Below are 17,923 nucleotides of genomic sequence, written 5' to 3' on the forward strand. Positions count from 1 at the left end.
CACCGGCGAAGAAAGCGCTACCGGGTCAGCCCCGAGCGCCGCGCACCCCTTCAGCCAGCGCCGAGCACAGGCTCAGTACATCGCTCACAGCCTGCTCGGGTGACTTGGCCTGGGCGATCTTGTCGACCAGTGCCGAGCCCACCACCACGCCATCGGACAGCTTGGCGATCGCTGCAGCCTGCTCCGGCGTGCGGATGCCGAAACCGACGCTGATCGGCAGGTCGGTATGGCGACGCAGGCGGGCGATGGCCTCCTTGACGTGCTCGGTGGTCGCCGAGCCCGCCCCGGTTACACCCGCCACCGACACGTAGTAGACGAAGCCCGAGCTGCGCTCGAGCACGCGTGGCAGACGCACGTCGTCGGTAGTCGGGGTGGTCAGGCGGATGAAGTCGATGCCCGCGGCCTGGGCCGGGGTTGCCAGCTCGGCGTCGTGCTCTGGCGGCAGGTCGACGATGATCAGGCCATCGACGCCAACGGCCTTCGCCTCGGCGACGAACTGTTCCACGCCAAAGCGATGGATCGGGTTGTAGTAGCCCATCAGCACGATCGGCGTGGTCTGGTTGCCGACGCGGAATTCGCGGACCATCTCCAGGGTTTTCGCCAGGGTCTGGCCGGCTTCCAGGGCGCGCAGGGTGGCGAGCTGGATCGCCACGCCGTCGGCCATCGGGTCGGTGAAGGGCATGCCCAGCTCGATCACGTCGGCGCCGGCGTCGGGCAGGCCCTTGAGGATTTCCAGCGAGGCCTGGTAGCCAGGGTCGCCTGCGGTGATGAAGGTGACCAGCGCCGAGCGGCCTTCGGCCTTCAGGTCGGCGAAACGTTGTTCAAGACGGCTCATGCCTGTTTCTCCTGGGCAGCCATGTGGTTCATCACGGTTTGCATGTCTTTGTCGCCGCGGCCGGACAGGCACACGACCATCAGGTGATCCTTGGGCAGGCTCGGGGCGCGCTTGATCGCCTCGGCCAGGGCGTGGGAGCTCTCCAGCGCCGGGATGATGCCTTCGAGGCGGCAGGTGGCGTGGAAGGCATCCAGGGCCTCGTCGTCGGTGATGCTGACGTATTCGACCCGCTTCACTTCGTGCAGGTAGGCGTGCTCGGGGCCGATGCCGGGGTAGTCCAGGCCTGCGGAAATCGAGTGGGCATCGGTGATCTGGCCATCGTCGTCCTGCAGCAGGTAGGTGCGGTTGCCGTGCAGTACGCCAGGGACTCCACCATTGAGGCTGGCGGCATGCTTGTCGGTGTGCACACCATGGCCACCGGCTTCGACGCCGATGATCTGCACGCTTTCGTCTTCGAGGAAGTTGTGGAACAGGCCCATGGCGTTGGAGCCGCCGCCGACGCAGGCGACCAGGCTGTCCGGCAGGCGGCCTTCCTTCTCGTGCAACTGGGCGCGGGTTTCCTTGCCGATGATCGACTGGAAGTCGCGAACCATCGCCGGGTAAGGGTGCGGGCCGGCCACGGTGCCGATCAGGTAGAAGGTGTCTTCGACGTTGGTGACCCAGTCGCGCAGGGCCTCGTTCATGGCGTCTTTCAGGGTACCGGTGCCGGCGGTGACCGGAACGATCTCGGCGCCCAGCAGCTTCATGCGGAACACGTTGGCCTGCTGGCGCTCGATGTCGGTTGCGCCCATGTAGATCACGCAAGGCAGGCCGAAGCGCGCAGCGACGGTGGCGGTGGCCACGCCGTGCATGCCGGCGCCGGTCTCGGCGATCAGGCGCTTCTTGCCCATGCGCTTGGCCAGCAACACTTGGCCGATGCAGTTGTTCACCTTGTGCGCGCCGGTGTGGTTGAGTTCTTCACGCTTGAAGAAGATCTTTGCGCCGCCGCAGTGCTCGGTCAGGCGCTCGGCGAAGTACAGCGGGTTGGGGCGGCCGATGTAGTCGCGCTGGAAGTAGGCGAGTTGCTCGAGGAACTCGGGGTCGGCCTTGGCCGCTTCATATTCGCGGGCCAGGTCCAGGACCAGGGGCATCAGGGTTTCGGCTACGTAGCGGCCGCCGAACGAGCCGAACAGGCCATTGGCGTCGGGGCCGGGGCGGTATTGGGACTGGGACATGGGGCGCTCCATAGGGGTCTGGATTGGATATCGTGTTGCCTTCTTCGCGGGCAAGCCCGCTCCCACAGAAACGGTGTGATGCTCAATACAGCATTGCACTTGTGGGAGCGGGCTTGCCCGCGAAGAGGCCACCACTGATCGATGGGCCTACTCTACCCAGCGCAACGTCCCCTGAAAACCGATAAGATTGCGACAACTCGTCAGGAAAACTCACAAGTCAAATGCCCCAGGACCTCCCTCCCCTCAATGCCCTGCGCGCCTTCGAGGCCACAGCCCGACTGAACAGCGTCAGCCAGGCCGCCGAACAGCTTCACGTGACACATGGCGCGGTGAGCCGGCAGATCAAGGTGCTCGAGGAGCATTTGGGCGTTGCCCTGTTCGTCAAGGATGGGCGTGGCGTCAAACTCACAGATGCCGGGACTCGCCTGCGTGATGCCAGCTTCGATGCCTTCGATCGCCTGCGCAGTGTGTGCGCCGAACTAAGCCGCGATGTCAGCGATGCGCCCTTCGTACTGGGGTGCTCCGGCAGCCTGTTGGCGCGGTGGTTCATTCCTCGCCTCGGGCGTTTGAAGGCCGATCTGCCTGAGCTGCGCCTGCACTTGTCGGCTGGAGAGGGGGATCTCGATCCGCGCCGCCCAGGGTTGGATGCATTGCTGGTGTATGCCGAGCCGCCGTGGCCCGCGGACATGCAGGTGCATGTGCTGGCCGAGGAACGTATCGGGCCGGTGCTCAGCCCGCACTTTCCCGGCTTCGAGCGTCTGCACCAGGCCCCTGCGCGTGCCCTGTTGGGCGAAGCCCTGCTGCACACCACCTCGCGCCCTCAGGCGTGGCCGACCTGGGCTGCGCAGCAAGGGCTGGATGCCAGTGCGCTGACCTTCGGCCAGGCATTCGAGCACCTGTACTACCTGCTGGAGGCAGCGGTGGCCGGTTTGGGGGTGGCGATCGCGCCGCAACCGCTGGTGGCGGACGACCTGCGAGCGGGACGCCTGGCGGCGCCGTGGGGGTTTTCGCCGACGCCGGCGGCGTTGGCGCTATGGGTGCCGCGGCGCGCCGCAGATGGGCGCGCCGAGCAGTTGGCGCAGTGGTTGCGCCGGGAGTTGCAGGCGCAGGGTTAGTTGCGACGGCACAGCAGGTAGGCGGCGAGCAGACCCAATGCGCCAACGGCCACGCCAGCCGTGGTCCAGGGGTGTTCCTGGGCGTAGTCACGGGTTGCGATGCCGGTTTCCCGGGTGCGGGTCTTCACTTCTTCGTAGGCGTCGGTCAGCAGGCTGCGCGAATGCTTGAGAGCGTTCTGGGCGTTGCCGCGCAGCGCCTTCATGGTTTTCTGCGTTTCTTCCGAAGCATCGCCTTTGAGGTCTTCCAGCGTCTTGAGCAGGCTTTCGATCTCAGCTTCCATGCTTTCCAGTGAGGTCTTGCGCAGTGCGTTACGGGCCATGTGGACTCTCCTTCGCTGAGTAGGGTGTAAAGAGTGCGACTGCGCGATGTGGCGAAAGTGCGATCGAACTTTCACCCGAGGCGATGGCTCGCAGGTAAACCGGGCCTGCGCTGCTAGGCTCAATCCAGCACATCATTCAAGGAGAGCGCTCATGTCCGATCATCACACCTACAAGAAGATTGAACTCGTCGGTTCCTCGCCCACGAGTATCGAAGATGCGATCAACAATGCCCTCGCCGAAGCCGGCAAGAGCATCAAGCACCTGGAGTGGTTCGAGGTGGTCGAAACACGTGGTCACATCCGTGACAACAAGGCCGCGCATTTCCAGGTCACGCTCAAGGTCGGGTTCCGCATCGCCAACAGTTGAAACAGTGCGGGGATAGCCTGTTCCTGCTTTATGGCGTATGACTTCCATGGGGCACCGGTACATGCCGGCGCCCTATTCTGCTTTTTTGATCCGCATAAGGAACGGTAACGATGAAGAAAGTGTTTCTGGCAGTGGGCCTGATGATGCTGGCCGGTGGTGCCATGGCGGCAGGCAAGCCGTGCGAGGAGCTCAAGAGCGAAATTGCAGCCAAGCTCGATGCCAAGGGAGTCCAGGGATATACGCTGGAGATCGTCGACAAGGGCACGCCGGCCGGCAAGGTGATTGGCAGTTGCGAGGCCGGGACCAAGGAAATCGTCTATCGCCGGGGTTGAGGCGACGCTGACCTCAACCGAACGCTGTAAGTGTGGGAGCCGGTTTACCCGCGAAAAAGACACCGCGTTGCCGTGTACAGGCCACACGTTTTTTTCGCGGCGCACGCCCTCCCGCAAGTGGCATTTACTCGCCCTTCAACGCCTGCGCCAGCAGCTCGTACGAGCGTAGCCGGTCCGCATGTTCATACAAATCGCAGGTAAAGATCAGCTCATCCGCGCCGGTCTGCTCCAGCAGCACCTCCACCTTCGCCCGTACCTTCTGCGGGCTACCGATCATCGCCAGCCCGAGGAAGCTCCCCACTGCATCACGCTCATGGGGTAGCCATAGCCCGTCCATGCTTTGCACGGGTGGGCGCTGCATCAGGCTCTGGCCGCGGATCAGCGCGAGGATGCGCTGGTAGACCGAGGTCGCCAGGTATTCGGCCTTCTCGTCGCTGTCCGCCACCACCATCGGGATGCCCAGCATCACGTAGGGTTTGTCCAGCGTCGTCGATGGCTTGAAATGGTCGCGATAGATGCGGATCGCCTCATGCATGTAGCGCGGCGCAAAATGCGAGGCGAAGGCGTAGGGCATGCCGCGCATGCCGGCCAGTTGCGCGCTGAACAGGCTCGAACCCAGCAGCCACATCGGTACTTCGGTGTCGTGGCCGGGCACGGCGATGACTTTCTGATCGTCGGTGCGCGGGCCGAGGTAGCGCGACAGTTCCTCGACATCATCGGGGAAGTCGTCGGCGCTGCCAGAGCGCTCGCGGCGCAGGGCGCGGGCGGTCATCTGGTCGGAGCCGGGCGCGCGGCCCAGGCCCAGGTCGATGCGACCGGGATAGAGGCTGGCCAGGGTGCCGAACTGCTCGGCGATCACCAGCGGCGCATGGTTGGGCAGCATCACCCCGCCCGAGCCGATGCGGATGCGCGACGTCCCGCCGGCGAGATAGCCCATCAGCACCGAGGTCGCCGAGCTGGCGATGCCGTCCATGTTGTGGTGCTCGGCCACCCAGAATCGGTTGTAGCCCAAACGCTCCACATGCTGCGCCAGGTCCAGCGAGTTGCGTAGCGACTGGGCTGGGCCGGCATCGGCGCGCACGGGCACCAGGTCGAGGGTGGATATCTTCAGGTCGCGCAGCTGCGTCATCGGAGCCTCCGCAGGAAAGTGATTGGCCAAGGGCCTTTGTGACTCTGTATGGGCACCCGGCGATGGATTCAATGGTTGGCTATGGATTGATCTGAACTTGCTGTAGGCAGTGTCCTCAGAATCCGTAGTGACACCCACTGAACATCCAGGAGGCATCATGAAAAAGACAGCATCGGCGATCTGGCAGGGAGGGCTCAAGGATGGCAAGGGCCTGCTGTCCACCGAGAGTGGCGCCCTCAAGCAGAACCCCTATGGCTTCAATACCCGCTTCGAGGGATCGCCTGGGACCAACCCCGAGGAGCTGATCGGCGCGGCCCATGCGGGCTGCTTCTCGATGGCGCTATCGATGATGCTGGGTGAGGCCGGGCTGACGCCTGAACGCATCGACACCATCGCTGAAGTCAGCCTCGACAAGCAGGCCGATGGCTTTGCCATCACCGCCGTGCACCTCACCCTCAAGGCCAAAGTGCCCGGTGCCAGTGAGGCGCAGTTCCAGGAGATCGCCAACAAGGCCAAGGCGGGATGCCCGGTGTCCAAGGTACTCAACGCGACGATCAGCCTGGATGCGACGCTGCTCTCGTAGGTGAGGCGTTGCTTGCTGTAGTCTGGAAGGGTCGGCAGCTTGCCTGCCCTTTGAGGAGCTGTTCCATGATCCGCGTAGCATTCGCCGTGCTGGCTTCGTTGCTGACCACCTCCGCGCTGGCGGCAGTCAAGCCGTGCGAGGAGCTCAAGACCGAGATCGAGGCGAAGATCCAGGCGGCTGGGGTGCCTTCCTACACCCTGGAAATCGTACCGAACAGCGAAGTCAGTGATCAGAACATGGTCGTTGGCAGCTGCGATGGCGGGACCAAGAAGATCATCTACCAGAAGAACGACCAATAGCGGTCGTTGCAGCGGGGTCGCAGTGCGACCCCGTTGTTCATGGAATGCAGAAGATGTTGCTTGGCTCGTCTACCAGCACCTGGCGATTGGCGTCGTACAGGTATACCTGCGGCTGCATCGCCGGGGCCCGGGCTTCGAGGCGATAGCGTTCGCCGGCCTTGAAGTTGTCGAAGCGCACGGTCAGGTAGCAGGTGCGCTCGGTCGGGCTGGTGGTGAAAAGCCCGGCAGTCAGCTCGTAGTCGAAGCGCACCACCAGTTCGTGGCGGCCCGGCGTGATTTGGAAGTAGCGGCCGTCGTCGAGGCGTTTGCCATCGAGCTTGTCGGCCATGATGGTGCGGCCGGGGGTGACGGTGTAGAGATCAACCCAGGCCTGGGCCGGGTCTTTGGGTGGCAAGGGGCTGGCGCAAGCCCCCAGTGCACTGAGGGCGATCAGCATCATGGGCTGGCGCATGAGGACACTCCGCTTGCGGGTCACAGGTTACAAGCATAGCGCTGATCAGGTGCGCTGACAGCCCGCTGGCAGGCCTTGGCCGATCAGTTTCTGCTGTCCGTCATAGAGTTTCACCCAAGGGCGCAAGCCAATGCTGCCGGCTTGCAGGCTGTAGCGCTGGCCGGCGCTGAAGTCCTTGAAGGTCAGGTTCAGTTGGCAGTCGCGCCACAGTGGCTCGTCGACCGGGCCGATATTGCTCGGGGAGACTGGAAACTGGTAACGCACCGTCAGTTCATGGCTACCTGGCGGCACTTCGAAATAGCGGTTGTCGGCCCAGTCGCGCTCGTCCACCTGCACGGCGTGCAGCGAGGTGTCGTCGTCGCGGGCGAGGTCGATCCAGGCCTGGTTGGGATCGGGGTCGGGCAAGGTGGAGCAGGCGCTCAGCAGCCCGAAGGTGCCGACGGCAAACAGTGTACGCATGGCGAAAGGGTCCCCTGGCGAGATAGTCTTGGAACGCACAGGCCTTGAGCGGGATGAACAGCCCTGATGTTTCGACTTTTTCTGCTACAGCGCTCAGGCCACCGGGCTCTCGACCGCGTTTTCAGCCCTTTTGTTCCGCTGCTGGCCGCGCTCCTGCTGAGCGGTTGCGGCAGCCTCGGCTACTACGGCCAACTGGCCGAAGGGCAATGGCAACTGCTGCGTGCACGCCAGCCGGTGGAGCGCATGCTGGCCGATCCTGCGACTGACGAACGGCTGCGCCAGCGCCTGCTGCATGCCGAACAGGCCCGCACCTTCGCCAGCGAGCACCTGAAGCTGCCGGACAACCGTAGCTACCGGGTGTACGCCGATCTTGGCCGGCCTTATGTGGTGTGGAATGTGTTCGCCACGCCGGAGTTGTCGCTGCAGCCGGTCACTCACTGCTTCCCCATCGCCGGTTGCGTCGCCTACCGCGGCTACTACCGCCAGGGTGCGGCGCGCGGCGCGGCAGCGCTGATGCGCGAGGAGGGGCTGGATGTGTACGTCGGGGGTGTCGAGGCTTACTCGACCCTGGGCTGGTTCGACGATCCGATCCTCTCGTCGATGGTGGGCTGGGGCGAGGAGCGCCTGGCCACGCTGATCTTTCACGAGCTGGCGCACCAGCGCTTCTACGTGAAGGACGACACCGAATTCAACGAGTCCTTCGCCACCTTCGTCGAACAGGAGGGCACGCGGCAATGGCGCATGGCGCGCGGGCTTGCGGCGGCTCACGAGGATGGGGCGCGGCAGCGTGAACAGTTCATCCGCCTGGTGCTGGCGAGTCGCGAGCGCCTGCAGGCGATCTATGCCGGGACGCTTGCTGATGCCGACAAGCGGGTGGCCAAGCAGGCCGAGTTCGCGCGATTGCGACGTGAATACTGCGAGCTGCGCGATCGGGACTGGGCCGGTGATCGCCGTTATGACGCCTGGGTGTATGGGCCGATGAGCAACGCCAAGCTGCTGCCGTTCGGCCTGTATGACCAGTGGGTGCCGGCGTTTGCGGCGTTGTTTCGGGAGGCAGGCGGGGACTGGACGATGTTCTATCAGCGGGTCGAGCACTTGGGGCAGCAGCCGATCGATCAGCGAAAAGCGGCCTTGCAGCGGTTGATGGCACAGCCGTGATATGCCGGGGCCGCGCGCGGCCCCGTGGCCATCAAGCCTTGATGAACGCCCGGTGCAAATCTGCCACTGTGTCGAAATGAAACTCCGGCGCCTCGGCCACCAGCTCTTCGCGGCTGCCGAACCCGTAGCCCACCGCTACAGCCTGCAGGCCATTGCTGCGGGCGCCGATCAGGTCGTGCTTGCGGTCGCCGATCATCAGGGTCTGCGCCGGGTCCAGGCATTCTTCGTCCAGCAGGTGGCGGATCAGCTCGACCTTGTTGGTGCGGGTGCCATCCAGCTCACTGCCGTAGATCACCTTGAAATGCCGGTCGAAGGCGAAATGGCGGGCGATCTCGCGGGCGAACTCCCAAGGCTTGGAGGTTGCGACGTACAGGGTGCGGCCCTGGCCATTGAGCGCTTGCAGCAGTTCCGGCACACCGTCGAATACCAGGTTCTCGTACAGGCCGGTGACCCGGAAGCGCTCGCGGTAGAAGTTGACCGCCTCCCAGGCCTTGGCCTCGTCGAAGCCGTAGAACTGCATGAAGGCCTGCAGCAAGGGTGGGCCGATGAAGTGCTCGAGGCGGGTCAGGTCGGGCTCGTCGATACCCAGCTTGGCCAGGGCGTACTGGATCGAGCGGGTGATGCCCAGGCGTGGGTCGGTAAGGGTGCCGTCAAGGTCGAAGAGAATGTTTTGCTGGTGCATGTATGCGGTTCCACTCAAGTCTTGCGTCGACTGCTTCGCGGGCAAGCCCCGCTCCCACAGGATAATCAAAGAGCCTGGGGAAGCGGGCTTGCCCGCGAATGCGTCATTCCGGTTGATCGTAGCCTTCGGCCAGGTGCTGGTCCTTGAGCTTCACGTAGTTGCTGGCGCTGTAGGGGAAGAACGCGCGTTCCTTTTCGTTCAGCGGCCGGGCCTGCCTTACCGGGCTGCCGACATACAGGTAGCCGCTCTCCAGGCGCTTGCCGGGCGGTACCAGGCTGCCTGCGCCGATGATCACCTCGTCCTCGACGATGGCGCCATCCATGATGGTGCTGCCCATGCCGACCAGGATCCGGTTGCCCAGTGTGCAGCCGTGCAGCATCACCTTGTGACCGATGGTCACTTCGTCGCCGATGATCAGCGGGAAGCCGTCCGGGTTGAAGGGGCCGGCGTGGGTGATGTGCAGCACGCTGCCATCCTGCACGCTGGTGCGCGCGCCGATGCGGATGCGGTGCATGTCGCCGCGCACCACGGTCAGCGGCCAGACCGAGCTGTCTTCACCGATCTGCACGTCGCCGATCACCACCGCCGAACGGTCGACGAAGGCGCGTGGGCCGACTTTCGGCGTGTGTTCCCGGAAGGTCCGGATGGCCATGATAGTGTCCCTCTGCAATGCCGATAGGCAGGCTGCCTGCTGCGGTCGGCGTCGATTGTAATTAAGATGGTCCCGTGTTTCTCCTGCCAAGGTATCCAAACCGTGAGTGCGAACAACCCGCTTCTGCAGTCCCACGACCTGCCACCCTTCTCCGCAATCCGCGCCGAACACGTGCTGCCGGCGATCGAGCAGATCCTGGCCGACAACCGCAAGGCCATCGCCGATATCCTCGCGCAGCAGGGCAAGAATCCCTCCTGGGCCGGCCTGGTGCTGGCGATGGACGAACTCAACGACCGCCTGGGCGCGGCCTGGAGCCCGGTCAGCCACCTCAATGCGGTGTGCAACAGCAAGGAACTGCGCGAGGCCTACGAGTCGTGCCTGCCGGCGCTGAGCGCCTATTCCACCGAGATGGGGCAGAACCGCGCCCTGTTCGATGCCTACCAGGCGCTGGCCAACAGCGCCGAGGCCGCCAGTTTCGACGTGGCGCAGAAGACTATTCTCGAGCACGCCCTGCGTGACTTCCGTCTGTCGGGCATCGACCTGCCGGCCGACAAGCAGCAGCGCTACGCCGAAGTGCAGAGCAAGCTCAGCGAACTGGGCAGCCGCTTCTCCAACCAGTTGCTCGACGCCACCCAGGCCTGGACCAAGCACGTCACCGACGAAGCCGCGCTGGACGGCCTGACCGAATCGGCCAAGGCGCAGATGGCCGCCGCTGCCCAGGCCAAAGGCCTCGACGGCTGGCTGATCACGCTGGAATTCCCCAGCTACTACGCGGTGATGACCTACGCCAGCGACCGCGCCCTGCGCGAAGAACTGTACGCCGCCTACTGCACCCGCGCGTCCGACCAGGGCCCGAACGCCGGGCAGTTCGACAACGGCCCGGTGATGGCCGAGATCCTCGACCTGCGTCAGGAACTGGCCGCGCTGCTGGGCTACGCCAACTACGCCGAGCTGAGCCTGGCCACCAAGATGGCCGAATCCAGCGACCAGGTGCTGAGCTTCCTGCGTGACCTGGCCAAGCGCTCCAAGCCGTTCGCGGCCCAGGACCTGGAGCAGCTCAAGGCCTACGCCGCCGAGCAGGGCACCCCGGAGCTGGCCAGTTGGGACGCCGGCTATTACGGCGAGAAGCTGCGTGAGCAGCGCTACAGCGTGTCGCAGGAAACCCTGCGTGCCTACTTCCCGATCGACAAGGTGCTGAGCGGCCTGTTCAGCATCGTCCAGCGCCTGTACGGCATCGAAATCGCCGAACTCAAGGGCTTCGACGCCTGGCACCCGGACGTGCGCCTGTTCGAGATCAAGGAGAACGGCCAGCACGTCGGGCGCTTCTTCTTCGACCTTTACGCCCGAGCCAACAAGCGCGGCGGCGCCTGGATGGACGGTGCCCGCGACCGTCGCCGCACCGCGGCAGGCGCCTTGCAGAGCCCGGTGGCCAACCTGGTGTGCAACTTCACCCCGGCTGCACCGGGCAAGCCGGCGCTGCTCACCCACGACGAAGTCACCACGCTGTTCCACGAGTTCGGCCACGGCCTGCACCACCTGCTCACCCGCATTGAGCATGCCGGCGTGTCGGGCATCAACGGTGTGGCCTGGGACGCGGTCGAGCTGCCGAGCCAGTTCATGGAGAACTGGTGCTGGGAGCCTGAAGGTCTTGCACTGATCTCCGGTCACTACGAGACCGGCGAGCCGCTGCCCCAGGACCTGCTGGACAAGATGCTGGCGGCGAAGAACTTCCAGTCCGGGATGATGATGGTGCGCCAGCTGGAGTTCTCGCTGTTCGACTTCGAGCTGCACGCCACCCATGGCGACGGCCGCAGTGTGCTGCAGGTGCTCGAGGGCGTGCGCGATGAGGTCACGGTGATGCGTCCGCCGGCCTACAACCGCTTCCCCAACAGCTTTGCGCACATCTTCGCCGGCGGTTATGCGGCGGGCTACTACAGCTACAAGTGGGCCGAAGTGCTGTCGGCCGACGCCTTCTCGCGCTTCGAGGAAGAAGGCGTGCTCAATGCCGAGACTGGCCGGGCGTTCCGCGAGGCGATCCTGGCTAGGGGCGGTTCGCGCGAGCCAATGGTGCTGTTCGTCGATTTCCGTGGTCGTGAGCCTTCCATCGATGCGCTGCTGCGTCATAGTGGCCTGACCGAGGATGCGGCGGCATGAGTGAGGGCGGCGTGATCAAGACCAAGAAACGCTTTATCGCCGGGGCGGTATGCCCGGCGTGCAGCGAGCCCGACAAGCTGATGATGTGGAACGAAGACGGCGTGCCACACCGCGAGTGTGTGGCCTGCGGCTTCACCGACACCCTCAACGAGCAGGGCTTGTCGGTGCCCAAGGAGCTCGGTACCCGGGTAAACCAGCAAGCGGTCAAGGCCGAGCCGGTAAAGGTGCAGACGGTTCAGTTCTTCCCGAATCCGAAGCTCAAGAAGCCGGATTGACCCCGTCCGCCTGACGGCACTGGTCTTCTGTGCAAACCCGGATTACTGTATGCATATACAGCAATTCGGGTTTTCCACCATGAAACCAACCCCAGTCCGCGGTCGCGGTACTGCCACCAACCCGCACAACCGCTTCGCCCCCAGCCATTCGGTGGTCGAGGACGACGGCTGGCACCAGGAAGTCCCCCTCACCCAGGGCACCGAGGTGCGGATCGAAACCGCCAAGACCATCATCGCCCGCAATACCTCGCCCGACCTGCCCTTCGACCGTTCGATCAATCCTTACCGCGGTTGTGAACACGGCTGTATCTATTGCTACGCCCGGCCCAGCCACGCCTATTGGGACCTCTCCCCCGGCCTCGACTTCGAGACCAAGCTCATCGCCAAGACCAATGCCGCCGAGGTGCTCGAACAGCAGTTGAGCAAGCCGGGCTATGTCTGCGCCCCGATCAACCTCGGCGCCAACACCGACCCCTACCAGCCCATAGAGCGCGAGCATCAGTTGACCCGTCGCCTGCTCGAGGTGCTGCTGCGCTACCGCCATCCGGTGACCATTGTCACCAAGGGCTCGCTGGTGCTACGAGACCTGGACCTCTTGAGCGAACTGGCCAGCCAGCGCCTGGCGCGGGTGATGATCAGCCTGACCACCCTCGACGACGAACTCAAACGCACCCTCGAGCCCCGCGCGGCGGCACCCAAGGCGCGCCTGCGGGCGATCCGCGTGTTGCGCGAGGCGGGTGTGCCGGTGGGGGTGCTGTGTTCGCCGATGATCCCGATGATCAACGACAGCGAACTGGAGCACCTGCTTCAGGCCGCCAGGGAAGCTGGCGCGCAGAGCGCCGCCTACATGATGCTGCGCCTGCCGCTGGAGGTGGCGCCGTTGTTCGAACAGTGGTTGCAGGACCATTATCCGCAGCGTGCGGCCCACGTGCTCAGCCTGATTCGTCAGAGCCGGGGTGGTGAGCTGTATGACAGCCGCTTTGGCGCGCGGATGCGGGGTGAAGGAGTCTTTGCCGAGCTGCTGGCGCAGCGTTTTCGCAAGGCGTCACGGCAGTTGGGGTTTGAAGGGCGGGAGGGGTTGGCTCTGGATTGCACGGCGTTCTGCCCACCTGGGGAGCAGATGGCGTTGTTTTGAGACGCTGAAGGTCTTGCAGGAGCGGGTTCACCCACGAAGAGGCCACCACCGTACAGTTTCACTACCCTGTAACCTGACTAATACCTACCAATAATTTCATTGGAGGGTATTGGCGGCTGATGCTTTTTTGCTATTATCAAAGCCTCCCCTCGAAAACCTGGAACGCCCGTTCTAGAGCCTCCGAATTCAGTTTCAGTTAAGTTTTCTCCGCTAGCGTAGGAAGTCAGTCCACAGCGACTGTGATTTATTACCTGTGCGCGTCATCTAATTCTCCGCATAGCCAGAATCTTTCCCCGGTAAAATGGAACTTACCTACAAACCGTCAAGAGGATGAATCATGCCCGTCAAGGACCCATCCAAGCCCGTTCCGGCCGCTCCCGCCGAGAGCGCCGATGCCGCCCTGAAGCACATCGTCGACGGCTTCCTGAAGTTTCACCATGACGTTTTCCCCGAGCAGCAGGAGTTGTTCAAGAAGCTCGCCACCGCGCAGAAGCCGCGCGCGATGTTCATCACCTGCGCTGACTCGCGCATCGTGCCTGAACTGATCACCCAGAGCTCGCCGGGCGATCTGTTCGTGACCCGTAACGTCGGCAACGTGGTACCGCCCTACGGGCAGATGAACGGCGGTGTTTCCAGCGCCATCGAATACGCCGTGTTGGCCTTGGGCGTTCACCACATCATCGTCTGCGGCCACTCCGACTGCGGTGCGATGCGCGCGGTGCTCAACCCGCAGTCGCTGACCAGGATGCCGACCGTTTCCGCCTGGCTGCGCCACGCCGAAGTGGCGCGTACCGTGGTCGAGAGCAACTGCTCGTGCGAAACGGAACACGAGAGCATGCAGGTGCTGACCAAGGAAAACGTCATCGCTCAGTTGCATCACCTGCGTACCCACCCTTCGGTCGCCTCGCGCCTGGCGGCCGGACAGCTCTACATTCACGGCTGGATCTACGATATCGAAACCAGCCGCATCGAAGCCTACGACGCCGCGAGCGACAGCTTCCTGCCCCTGGCTGCTGGCGAGCCAGTGCCGTGCGCAACTCCGAGAGGCCGCTACTAAGCGACCCCAACACCTGAAGAAACCTTGATAGCCGGCTGCGCCCACCAGGCGCGGCAGGGCTTTCTGCTGCCTTGAATTTCCCTGACCTACTTGCCGGCAATCCTGCTGGCGGCCCGCGCCTGCGCGCGATTCAGGGATCCCCGTGCCGTCGGCCAGTGGAATGGCCGTGAATCAGAAAAGGAGCGTTATGGTGAACATGACACAGATAAAAGCGGCCTTGCCGCGAGAGTTGCTGGCTTCGGTCGTGGTGTTCCTGGTGGCCCTGCCGCTGTGCATGGGCATCGCGATCGCCTCGGGCATGCCGCCCGCCAAGGGGCTGATCACCGGGATCATCGGTGGCATCGTCGTGGGCTTCCTGGCCGGCTCGCCCCTGCAGGTGAGCGGCCCGGCCGCAGGCCTGGCGGTGTTGGTGTTCGAGCTGGTGCGCCAGCATGGCGTGGCCATGCTCGGGCCGATCCTGCTGCTGGCAGGCCTGTTGCAGCTGCTGGCCGGGCGGCTGCGCCTGGGCTGCTGGTTTCGCGTCACTGCACCGGCGGTGGTGTACGGCATGCTGGCCGGTATCGGCGTGCTGATCGTGCTGTCGCAGGTGCATGTCATGTTCGATAGCGCGCCACAGCCCTCGGGGGTCGAGAACCTGCTGGGCTTCCCCGCGACCCTGGCCTCGGCATTACCGTTTGAAGCCGCCGGCAATGGCTGGCAGGCCGGCGCTTTGGGCCTGGGCACCATCGCGATGATGTGGGGCTGGGAACGCTGGCGCCCGCAGCGCCTGCGCTTCATCCCCGGTGCCTTGCTGGGCGTGGCGACGATGACCGCGATCAGCATCTGGCTGGCGCTGCCGGTCAACCGTGTGCAGGTGCCTGCAGACCTGTCGGAGGCGATCGACTGGATCCGTCCGGACGACCTGCTCAAACTGGCCGATCCAACCTTGCTGGTGGCCGCCTTCGCCCTGGCCTTCATCGCCAGCGCCGAGACGCTGCTGTCGGCTGCGGCGGTGGATCGCATGCACAACGGCCAGCGTTCGGATTTCGACCGGGAGCTGTCGGCGCAAGGTATCGGCAACATGCTGTGCGGTGTGCTGGGGGCATTGCCGATGACTGGCGTGATCGTGCGCAGTTCGGCCAACGTTCAGGCCGGTGCAAAGACTCGCGCCTCGGCGATCCTGCATGGCCTGTGGTTGCTGGCGTTCGTGGTGGTGCTGAGCAGCGTGCTGCAGCAGATTCCGGTGGCAAGCCTGGCGGGCGTGCTGGTGTACACCGGTATCAAGCTGGTCGATTTCAAGGCCTTCCGCGGCCTCGGGCGCTATGGCCGGATGCCGATGTTCACCTACGCCGCCACGGCGCTGGCGATCATCTTCACCGACCTGCTGACCGGGGTGCTGCTGGGCTTTGCCCTGACCTTGCTCAAGCTGGCGTTCAAGGCGGCGCGCCTCAAGATCAACCTGGTCGAGCTGCCGCGCCATGGGCACATGGAGCTGCGCCTGAGCGGTGCGGCCACCTTCCTCAAGGTGCCTGCCCTGACCCAGGTGCTGGAAAGCGTGCCTGCCGGGACGCATCTGCATGTACCGCTGGCGAACCTGAGCTACATCGACCACTCGGTGCTGGAGCTGCTCGAGGACTGGGGGCGCGCGAGCCGCGCCGCCGGCTCACGTCTGTCCATCGAGCAGCGCGGGCTCAAGCGGCGCATCGAGGGCCGCTTGCGACGCAGCGCGCAGGTCTGAGGCGTCGTGTGCCCAAGTCTCAGGCCGACTTGGGCACCAGCTTGCGACAGCCTTCTTTACGGCTGGGGTACTGCTCGCATTTGCGCAGTACCTGCTTTACCTGGTCATCGGCCTTGAGTTGACGACTGGCCAGCAGCTTCTCGGTGATGAACAACTCCTCTGAGCCCAGGTTCTGTTCGGCCTTGTCGATCATCCCCAGCGCTGCCTGGGGATCGCGGTTGCGCAGGTGATGACCGATGATCAAGTCATAGACCATCGGGCTTGCCAGCGACCAGTCCTGGATGCCCTGCAGGTCGGCGAGGGCCGCGCGGCCGTTGCCCTGCGCCGAATGCACGGCGAAAGCCGCACGCCGGATGCCTGGCTGGTTACCGACAGGAGACGCCAGCGCACGGCTGACGAAGGCCTCGGCTTCGCGGGTCTTCTTCTGCTCCAGTGCGGCGGTGGCTGCGTAGGCGTCACGGTAAGCCTGCAGCGAACGCTGCACCGTCGCCGAATCGCGCACCTGCGGCCAGGTGCGACGGTTTACCCGCGCCTGGGTCTGTTGCTGGTATTCGCGGTCCAGATACTGGCGCAGCTCTTCGTCTCGCTGGATCGGCGACATGTGCGAGCGGGTCAGGTACTGGCCGGTGGCGTTCAATGCCGTGCCCAAGCCCTGGTTGAGCAGGGTCTGAAGTTCCTGGGTGGTGCGGTTGAGGTCGAGCTTTTTCAGCGAGTCGGTCATCGCCGTCTGGCGCTCTTGCAGGAAGCTTGCGAGCAAAGGCTTCTGCTTGCCCTGGAAGTCTTCCAGGCGTTGCAGGCTGACGCTCGAAGCCCGCGGCGCGTAGCCGGCGCGGATCATCAGGTCGGCGCCGAGCAGGTCAGCCTGGTCTTCCTGGGTGCGGCCCCAGGCGGTGCTCCAGACATTGTCCGAGAAGCTGTTGGCCAGCGAGGTGTAGAGCACGGTATTGCCGATGGCCTTCTGCGTACCCACCGGGTCCTTGCTGAACAGCGCGCCGGTCTGCTTGTTGCGTCCGGTATTCTTTGCCACGGTTGCGATCACCACCGTGGTGGTGATGTTGGTGAGCAACTGTTTCTGCTCCTGGAACGCTGCCCGGCGATCATGATGGCGCAGCAGCACGTGGCTCATCTCGTGGCCGAGCATGGCCGCGATTTCATCCTCGCTCTCGACGTTGTCGAGCATGCCCAGCGGCACGAACAGGTTGCCGTAGGGGTCGGCCGAGGGGCCGAAGGCGTAGCTGTCGACGATGCGTACCTGCAGGTTCGGTGCCTGCCCCGGCCAGCCTTTGGCCAGGCGGTTGACGATACCTTGCAGATAGCTCTCCAGGGCCGGGATGCGCACCAGGTTCTGCTGGCGGATCTCGTCGGCGGGAATCGCCCGGCCGTCGAAGCTCAAGCGCAGTTGCTGGGTTTTCTGTGGGTCGAGCCGATAATACGAACGCACGTCCTGATGATCGACATAACGCCCGTCCAGCCGCGACTGGGTCGAGGGGCCGACCAGGTTCTGCAAGGCGTCGTTGGCCCCATTGAGCGTGTTGCAGCCGCCGAGCATTGCCAGCGACAGGGCGGCAGCGACGCCCTTGAGCTTGCCCGCACTCATTTCTTGCACCCGGCGCCGTAGCCGATGGTCGAGTTGTTCTGGTGGTCGTCGGAATAGCCGCTTTGCAGGGTCTGGCAGGGGAACTTGACGATGTTCAACGGCGGGTTTACCCGCACCGCCATGGTGTCCATCCAGACGTTACCCTCGGGCAGGCCTACCTGGATGATGTCCAGCTCCTTGTTGTACTGCAGCACCTTGGGCGCTTTTGGCAGGCTGCTGCTGTCGACCTGGCGCAGCGATTTGCCCTGGTCGTCCAGCACTGCCACCGACTTGCGCAGCCAGGCTTCGACTACCGGCTCGGGGGTGGCCATCACGCTCTGGCTGACCAGCAGCGACAGCAGCAATAGGGAGCTCTTGATCATCTCTGGGGTCCTTTGATAGAGAAATTCCGG

The 17,923-nt window shown here is 64.3% G+C and carries 21 protein-coding genes; 11 read left to right on the plus strand and 10 right to left on the minus strand.

The window, feature by feature from the left end; translation table 11 throughout:
- Positions 1–25: 25 nt before the first annotated feature.
- Together trpA and trpB are read right to left on the minus strand one after the other, a co-directional pair.
- Entirely contained in the window at positions 26–835 is an 810-nt protein-coding gene (gene trpA / locus IAE40_RS15190) for a tryptophan synthase subunit alpha (protein WP_200603472.1), read from the minus strand.
- Positions 832–2,049, minus strand: coding sequence for a tryptophan synthase subunit beta (gene trpB, locus IAE40_RS15195; protein WP_054893395.1), 1,218 nt, complete (start codon positions 2,047–2,049; stop codon positions 832–834). The genes trpA and trpB overlap by 4 nt, the downstream gene beginning before the upstream one ends.
- Before the next feature lie 221 nt (positions 2,050–2,270).
- Here trpB and IAE40_RS15200 point away from each other — a divergent pair, with 221 nt between their 5' ends.
- A complete protein-coding gene (locus tag IAE40_RS15200) occupies positions 2,271–3,164 on the plus strand; it encodes a LysR family transcriptional regulator (protein ID WP_153774354.1) in 894 nt (297 codons plus the stop codon).
- Here IAE40_RS15200 and IAE40_RS15205 read toward each other — a convergent pair.
- Positions 3,161–3,484 carry a DUF883 family protein gene (locus IAE40_RS15205; RefSeq protein ID WP_054893393.1) on the minus strand — a complete coding sequence of 108 codons (324 nt, stop codon included), beginning with the start codon at positions 3,482–3,484 and terminating at the stop codon, positions 3,161–3,163. The genes IAE40_RS15200 and IAE40_RS15205 overlap by 4 nt on opposite strands.
- Before the next feature lie 151 nt (positions 3,485–3,635).
- Here IAE40_RS15205 and IAE40_RS15210 point away from each other — a divergent pair, with 151 nt between their 5' ends.
- Positions 3,636–3,851, plus strand: coding sequence for a dodecin (locus IAE40_RS15210; protein WP_054893392.1), 216 nt, complete (start codon positions 3,636–3,638; stop codon positions 3,849–3,851).
- A gap of 110 nt (positions 3,852–3,961) precedes the next feature.
- A complete protein-coding gene (locus tag IAE40_RS15215) occupies positions 3,962–4,183 on the plus strand; it encodes a DUF1161 domain-containing protein (RefSeq protein ID WP_054893391.1) in 222 nt (73 codons plus the stop codon).
- 124 nt (positions 4,184–4,307) lie between these two features.
- On the opposite strand, the gene IAE40_RS15220 is transcribed toward IAE40_RS15215, so the two are convergent.
- Positions 4,308–5,312, minus strand: a complete 1,005-nt coding sequence (locus IAE40_RS15220) for an LLM class flavin-dependent oxidoreductase (protein ID WP_054893390.1) — start codon at positions 5,310–5,312, stop codon at positions 4,308–4,310.
- A gap of 157 nt (positions 5,313–5,469) precedes the next feature.
- Between IAE40_RS15220 and IAE40_RS15225 the strand changes: the two genes are divergently transcribed.
- Positions 5,470–5,895 carry an OsmC family protein gene (locus IAE40_RS15225; RefSeq protein ID WP_054893389.1) on the plus strand — a complete coding sequence of 142 codons (426 nt, stop codon included), beginning with the start codon at positions 5,470–5,472 and terminating at the stop codon, positions 5,893–5,895.
- A 65-nt stretch (positions 5,896–5,960) separates the two neighbouring features.
- A complete protein-coding gene (locus tag IAE40_RS15230; RefSeq protein WP_065864680.1) occupies positions 5,961–6,194 on the plus strand; it encodes a DUF1161 domain-containing protein in 234 nt (77 codons plus the stop codon).
- Between the two features lie 37 nt (positions 6,195–6,231).
- Here IAE40_RS15230 and IAE40_RS15235 read toward each other — a convergent pair whose 3' ends face one another.
- Positions 6,232–6,645 carry a PA0061/PA0062 family lipoprotein gene (locus IAE40_RS15235; RefSeq protein ID WP_054893387.1) on the minus strand — a complete coding sequence of 138 codons (414 nt, stop codon included), beginning with the start codon at positions 6,643–6,645 and terminating at the stop codon, positions 6,232–6,234.
- Between the two features lie 45 nt (positions 6,646–6,690).
- A complete protein-coding gene (locus IAE40_RS15240; protein ID WP_063541966.1) occupies positions 6,691–7,104 on the minus strand; it encodes a PA0061/PA0062 family lipoprotein in 414 nt (137 codons plus the stop codon).
- A 66-nt stretch (positions 7,105–7,170) separates the two neighbouring features.
- Between IAE40_RS15240 and IAE40_RS15245 the strand changes: the two genes are divergently transcribed.
- Positions 7,171–8,262, plus strand: coding sequence for an aminopeptidase (locus IAE40_RS15245; protein WP_200603473.1), 1,092 nt, complete (start codon positions 7,171–7,173; stop codon positions 8,260–8,262).
- Between the two features lie 31 nt (positions 8,263–8,293).
- On the opposite strand, the gene IAE40_RS15250 is transcribed toward IAE40_RS15245, so the two are convergent.
- Together IAE40_RS15250 and IAE40_RS15255 are read right to left on the minus strand one after the other, a co-directional pair.
- The gene (locus tag IAE40_RS15250) at positions 8,294–8,944 is read right to left on the minus strand and encodes an HAD family hydrolase (RefSeq protein ID WP_197891792.1); all 651 of its coding nucleotides are present in this window, start codon (positions 8,942–8,944) and stop codon (positions 8,294–8,296) included.
- Between the two features lie 103 nt (positions 8,945–9,047).
- On the minus strand, positions 9,048–9,596 hold the full coding sequence (locus IAE40_RS15255) for a gamma carbonic anhydrase family protein (protein ID WP_054893383.1): 549 nt from the start codon (positions 9,594–9,596) through the stop codon (positions 9,048–9,050).
- Positions 9,597–9,662: 66 nt separating this feature from the next.
- Here IAE40_RS15255 and prlC point away from each other — a divergent pair, with 66 nt between their 5' ends.
- The 5 genes from prlC (at position 9,663) to IAE40_RS15280 (ending at position 15,934) form a co-directional block, all read left to right on the plus strand.
- Positions 9,663–11,750 carry an oligopeptidase A gene (prlC, locus tag IAE40_RS15260; RefSeq protein ID WP_054893382.1) on the plus strand — a complete coding sequence of 696 codons (2,088 nt, stop codon included), beginning with the start codon at positions 9,663–9,665 and terminating at the stop codon, positions 11,748–11,750.
- Entirely contained in the window at positions 11,747–12,025 is a 279-nt protein-coding gene (locus IAE40_RS15265) for a YheV family putative zinc ribbon protein (protein WP_112897047.1), read from the plus strand. Before prlC ends, IAE40_RS15265 begins: the two co-directional genes overlap by 4 nt.
- A 79-nt stretch (positions 12,026–12,104) precedes the next feature.
- Positions 12,105–13,160 carry a PA0069 family radical SAM protein gene (locus tag IAE40_RS15270; RefSeq protein ID WP_200603474.1) on the plus strand — a complete coding sequence of 352 codons (1,056 nt, stop codon included), beginning with the start codon at positions 12,105–12,107 and terminating at the stop codon, positions 13,158–13,160.
- Between the two features lie 337 nt (positions 13,161–13,497).
- On the plus strand, positions 13,498–14,217 hold the full coding sequence (locus IAE40_RS15275) for a carbonic anhydrase (protein WP_153774348.1): 720 nt from the start codon (positions 13,498–13,500) through the stop codon (positions 14,215–14,217).
- 187 nt (positions 14,218–14,404) lie between these two features.
- A complete protein-coding gene (locus IAE40_RS15280) occupies positions 14,405–15,934 on the plus strand; it encodes a SulP family inorganic anion transporter (protein WP_200603475.1) in 1,530 nt (509 codons plus the stop codon).
- Between the two features lie 19 nt (positions 15,935–15,953).
- Here the strand turns inward: IAE40_RS15280 and IAE40_RS15285 are convergent, their stop codons facing one another.
- Positions 15,954–17,531 (minus strand): M48 family metallopeptidase, encoded by a 1,578-nt coding sequence (locus IAE40_RS15285; protein WP_153774347.1) that lies wholly within the window; start codon positions 17,529–17,531, stop codon positions 15,954–15,956.
- Positions 17,528–17,893: a hypothetical protein gene (locus tag IAE40_RS15290; protein WP_054893377.1), complete on the minus strand. Its 366-nt coding sequence runs from the start codon at positions 17,891–17,893 to the stop codon at positions 17,528–17,530. The genes IAE40_RS15285 and IAE40_RS15290 overlap by 4 nt, the downstream gene beginning before the upstream one ends.
- Positions 17,894–17,923: the final 30 nt, after the last annotated feature.

The organism is Pseudomonas sp. S44 (assembly GCF_016624805.1).
GTDB classification, from domain to species: Bacteria; Pseudomonadota; Gammaproteobacteria; order Pseudomonadales; family Pseudomonadaceae; genus Aquipseudomonas; species Aquipseudomonas machongensis.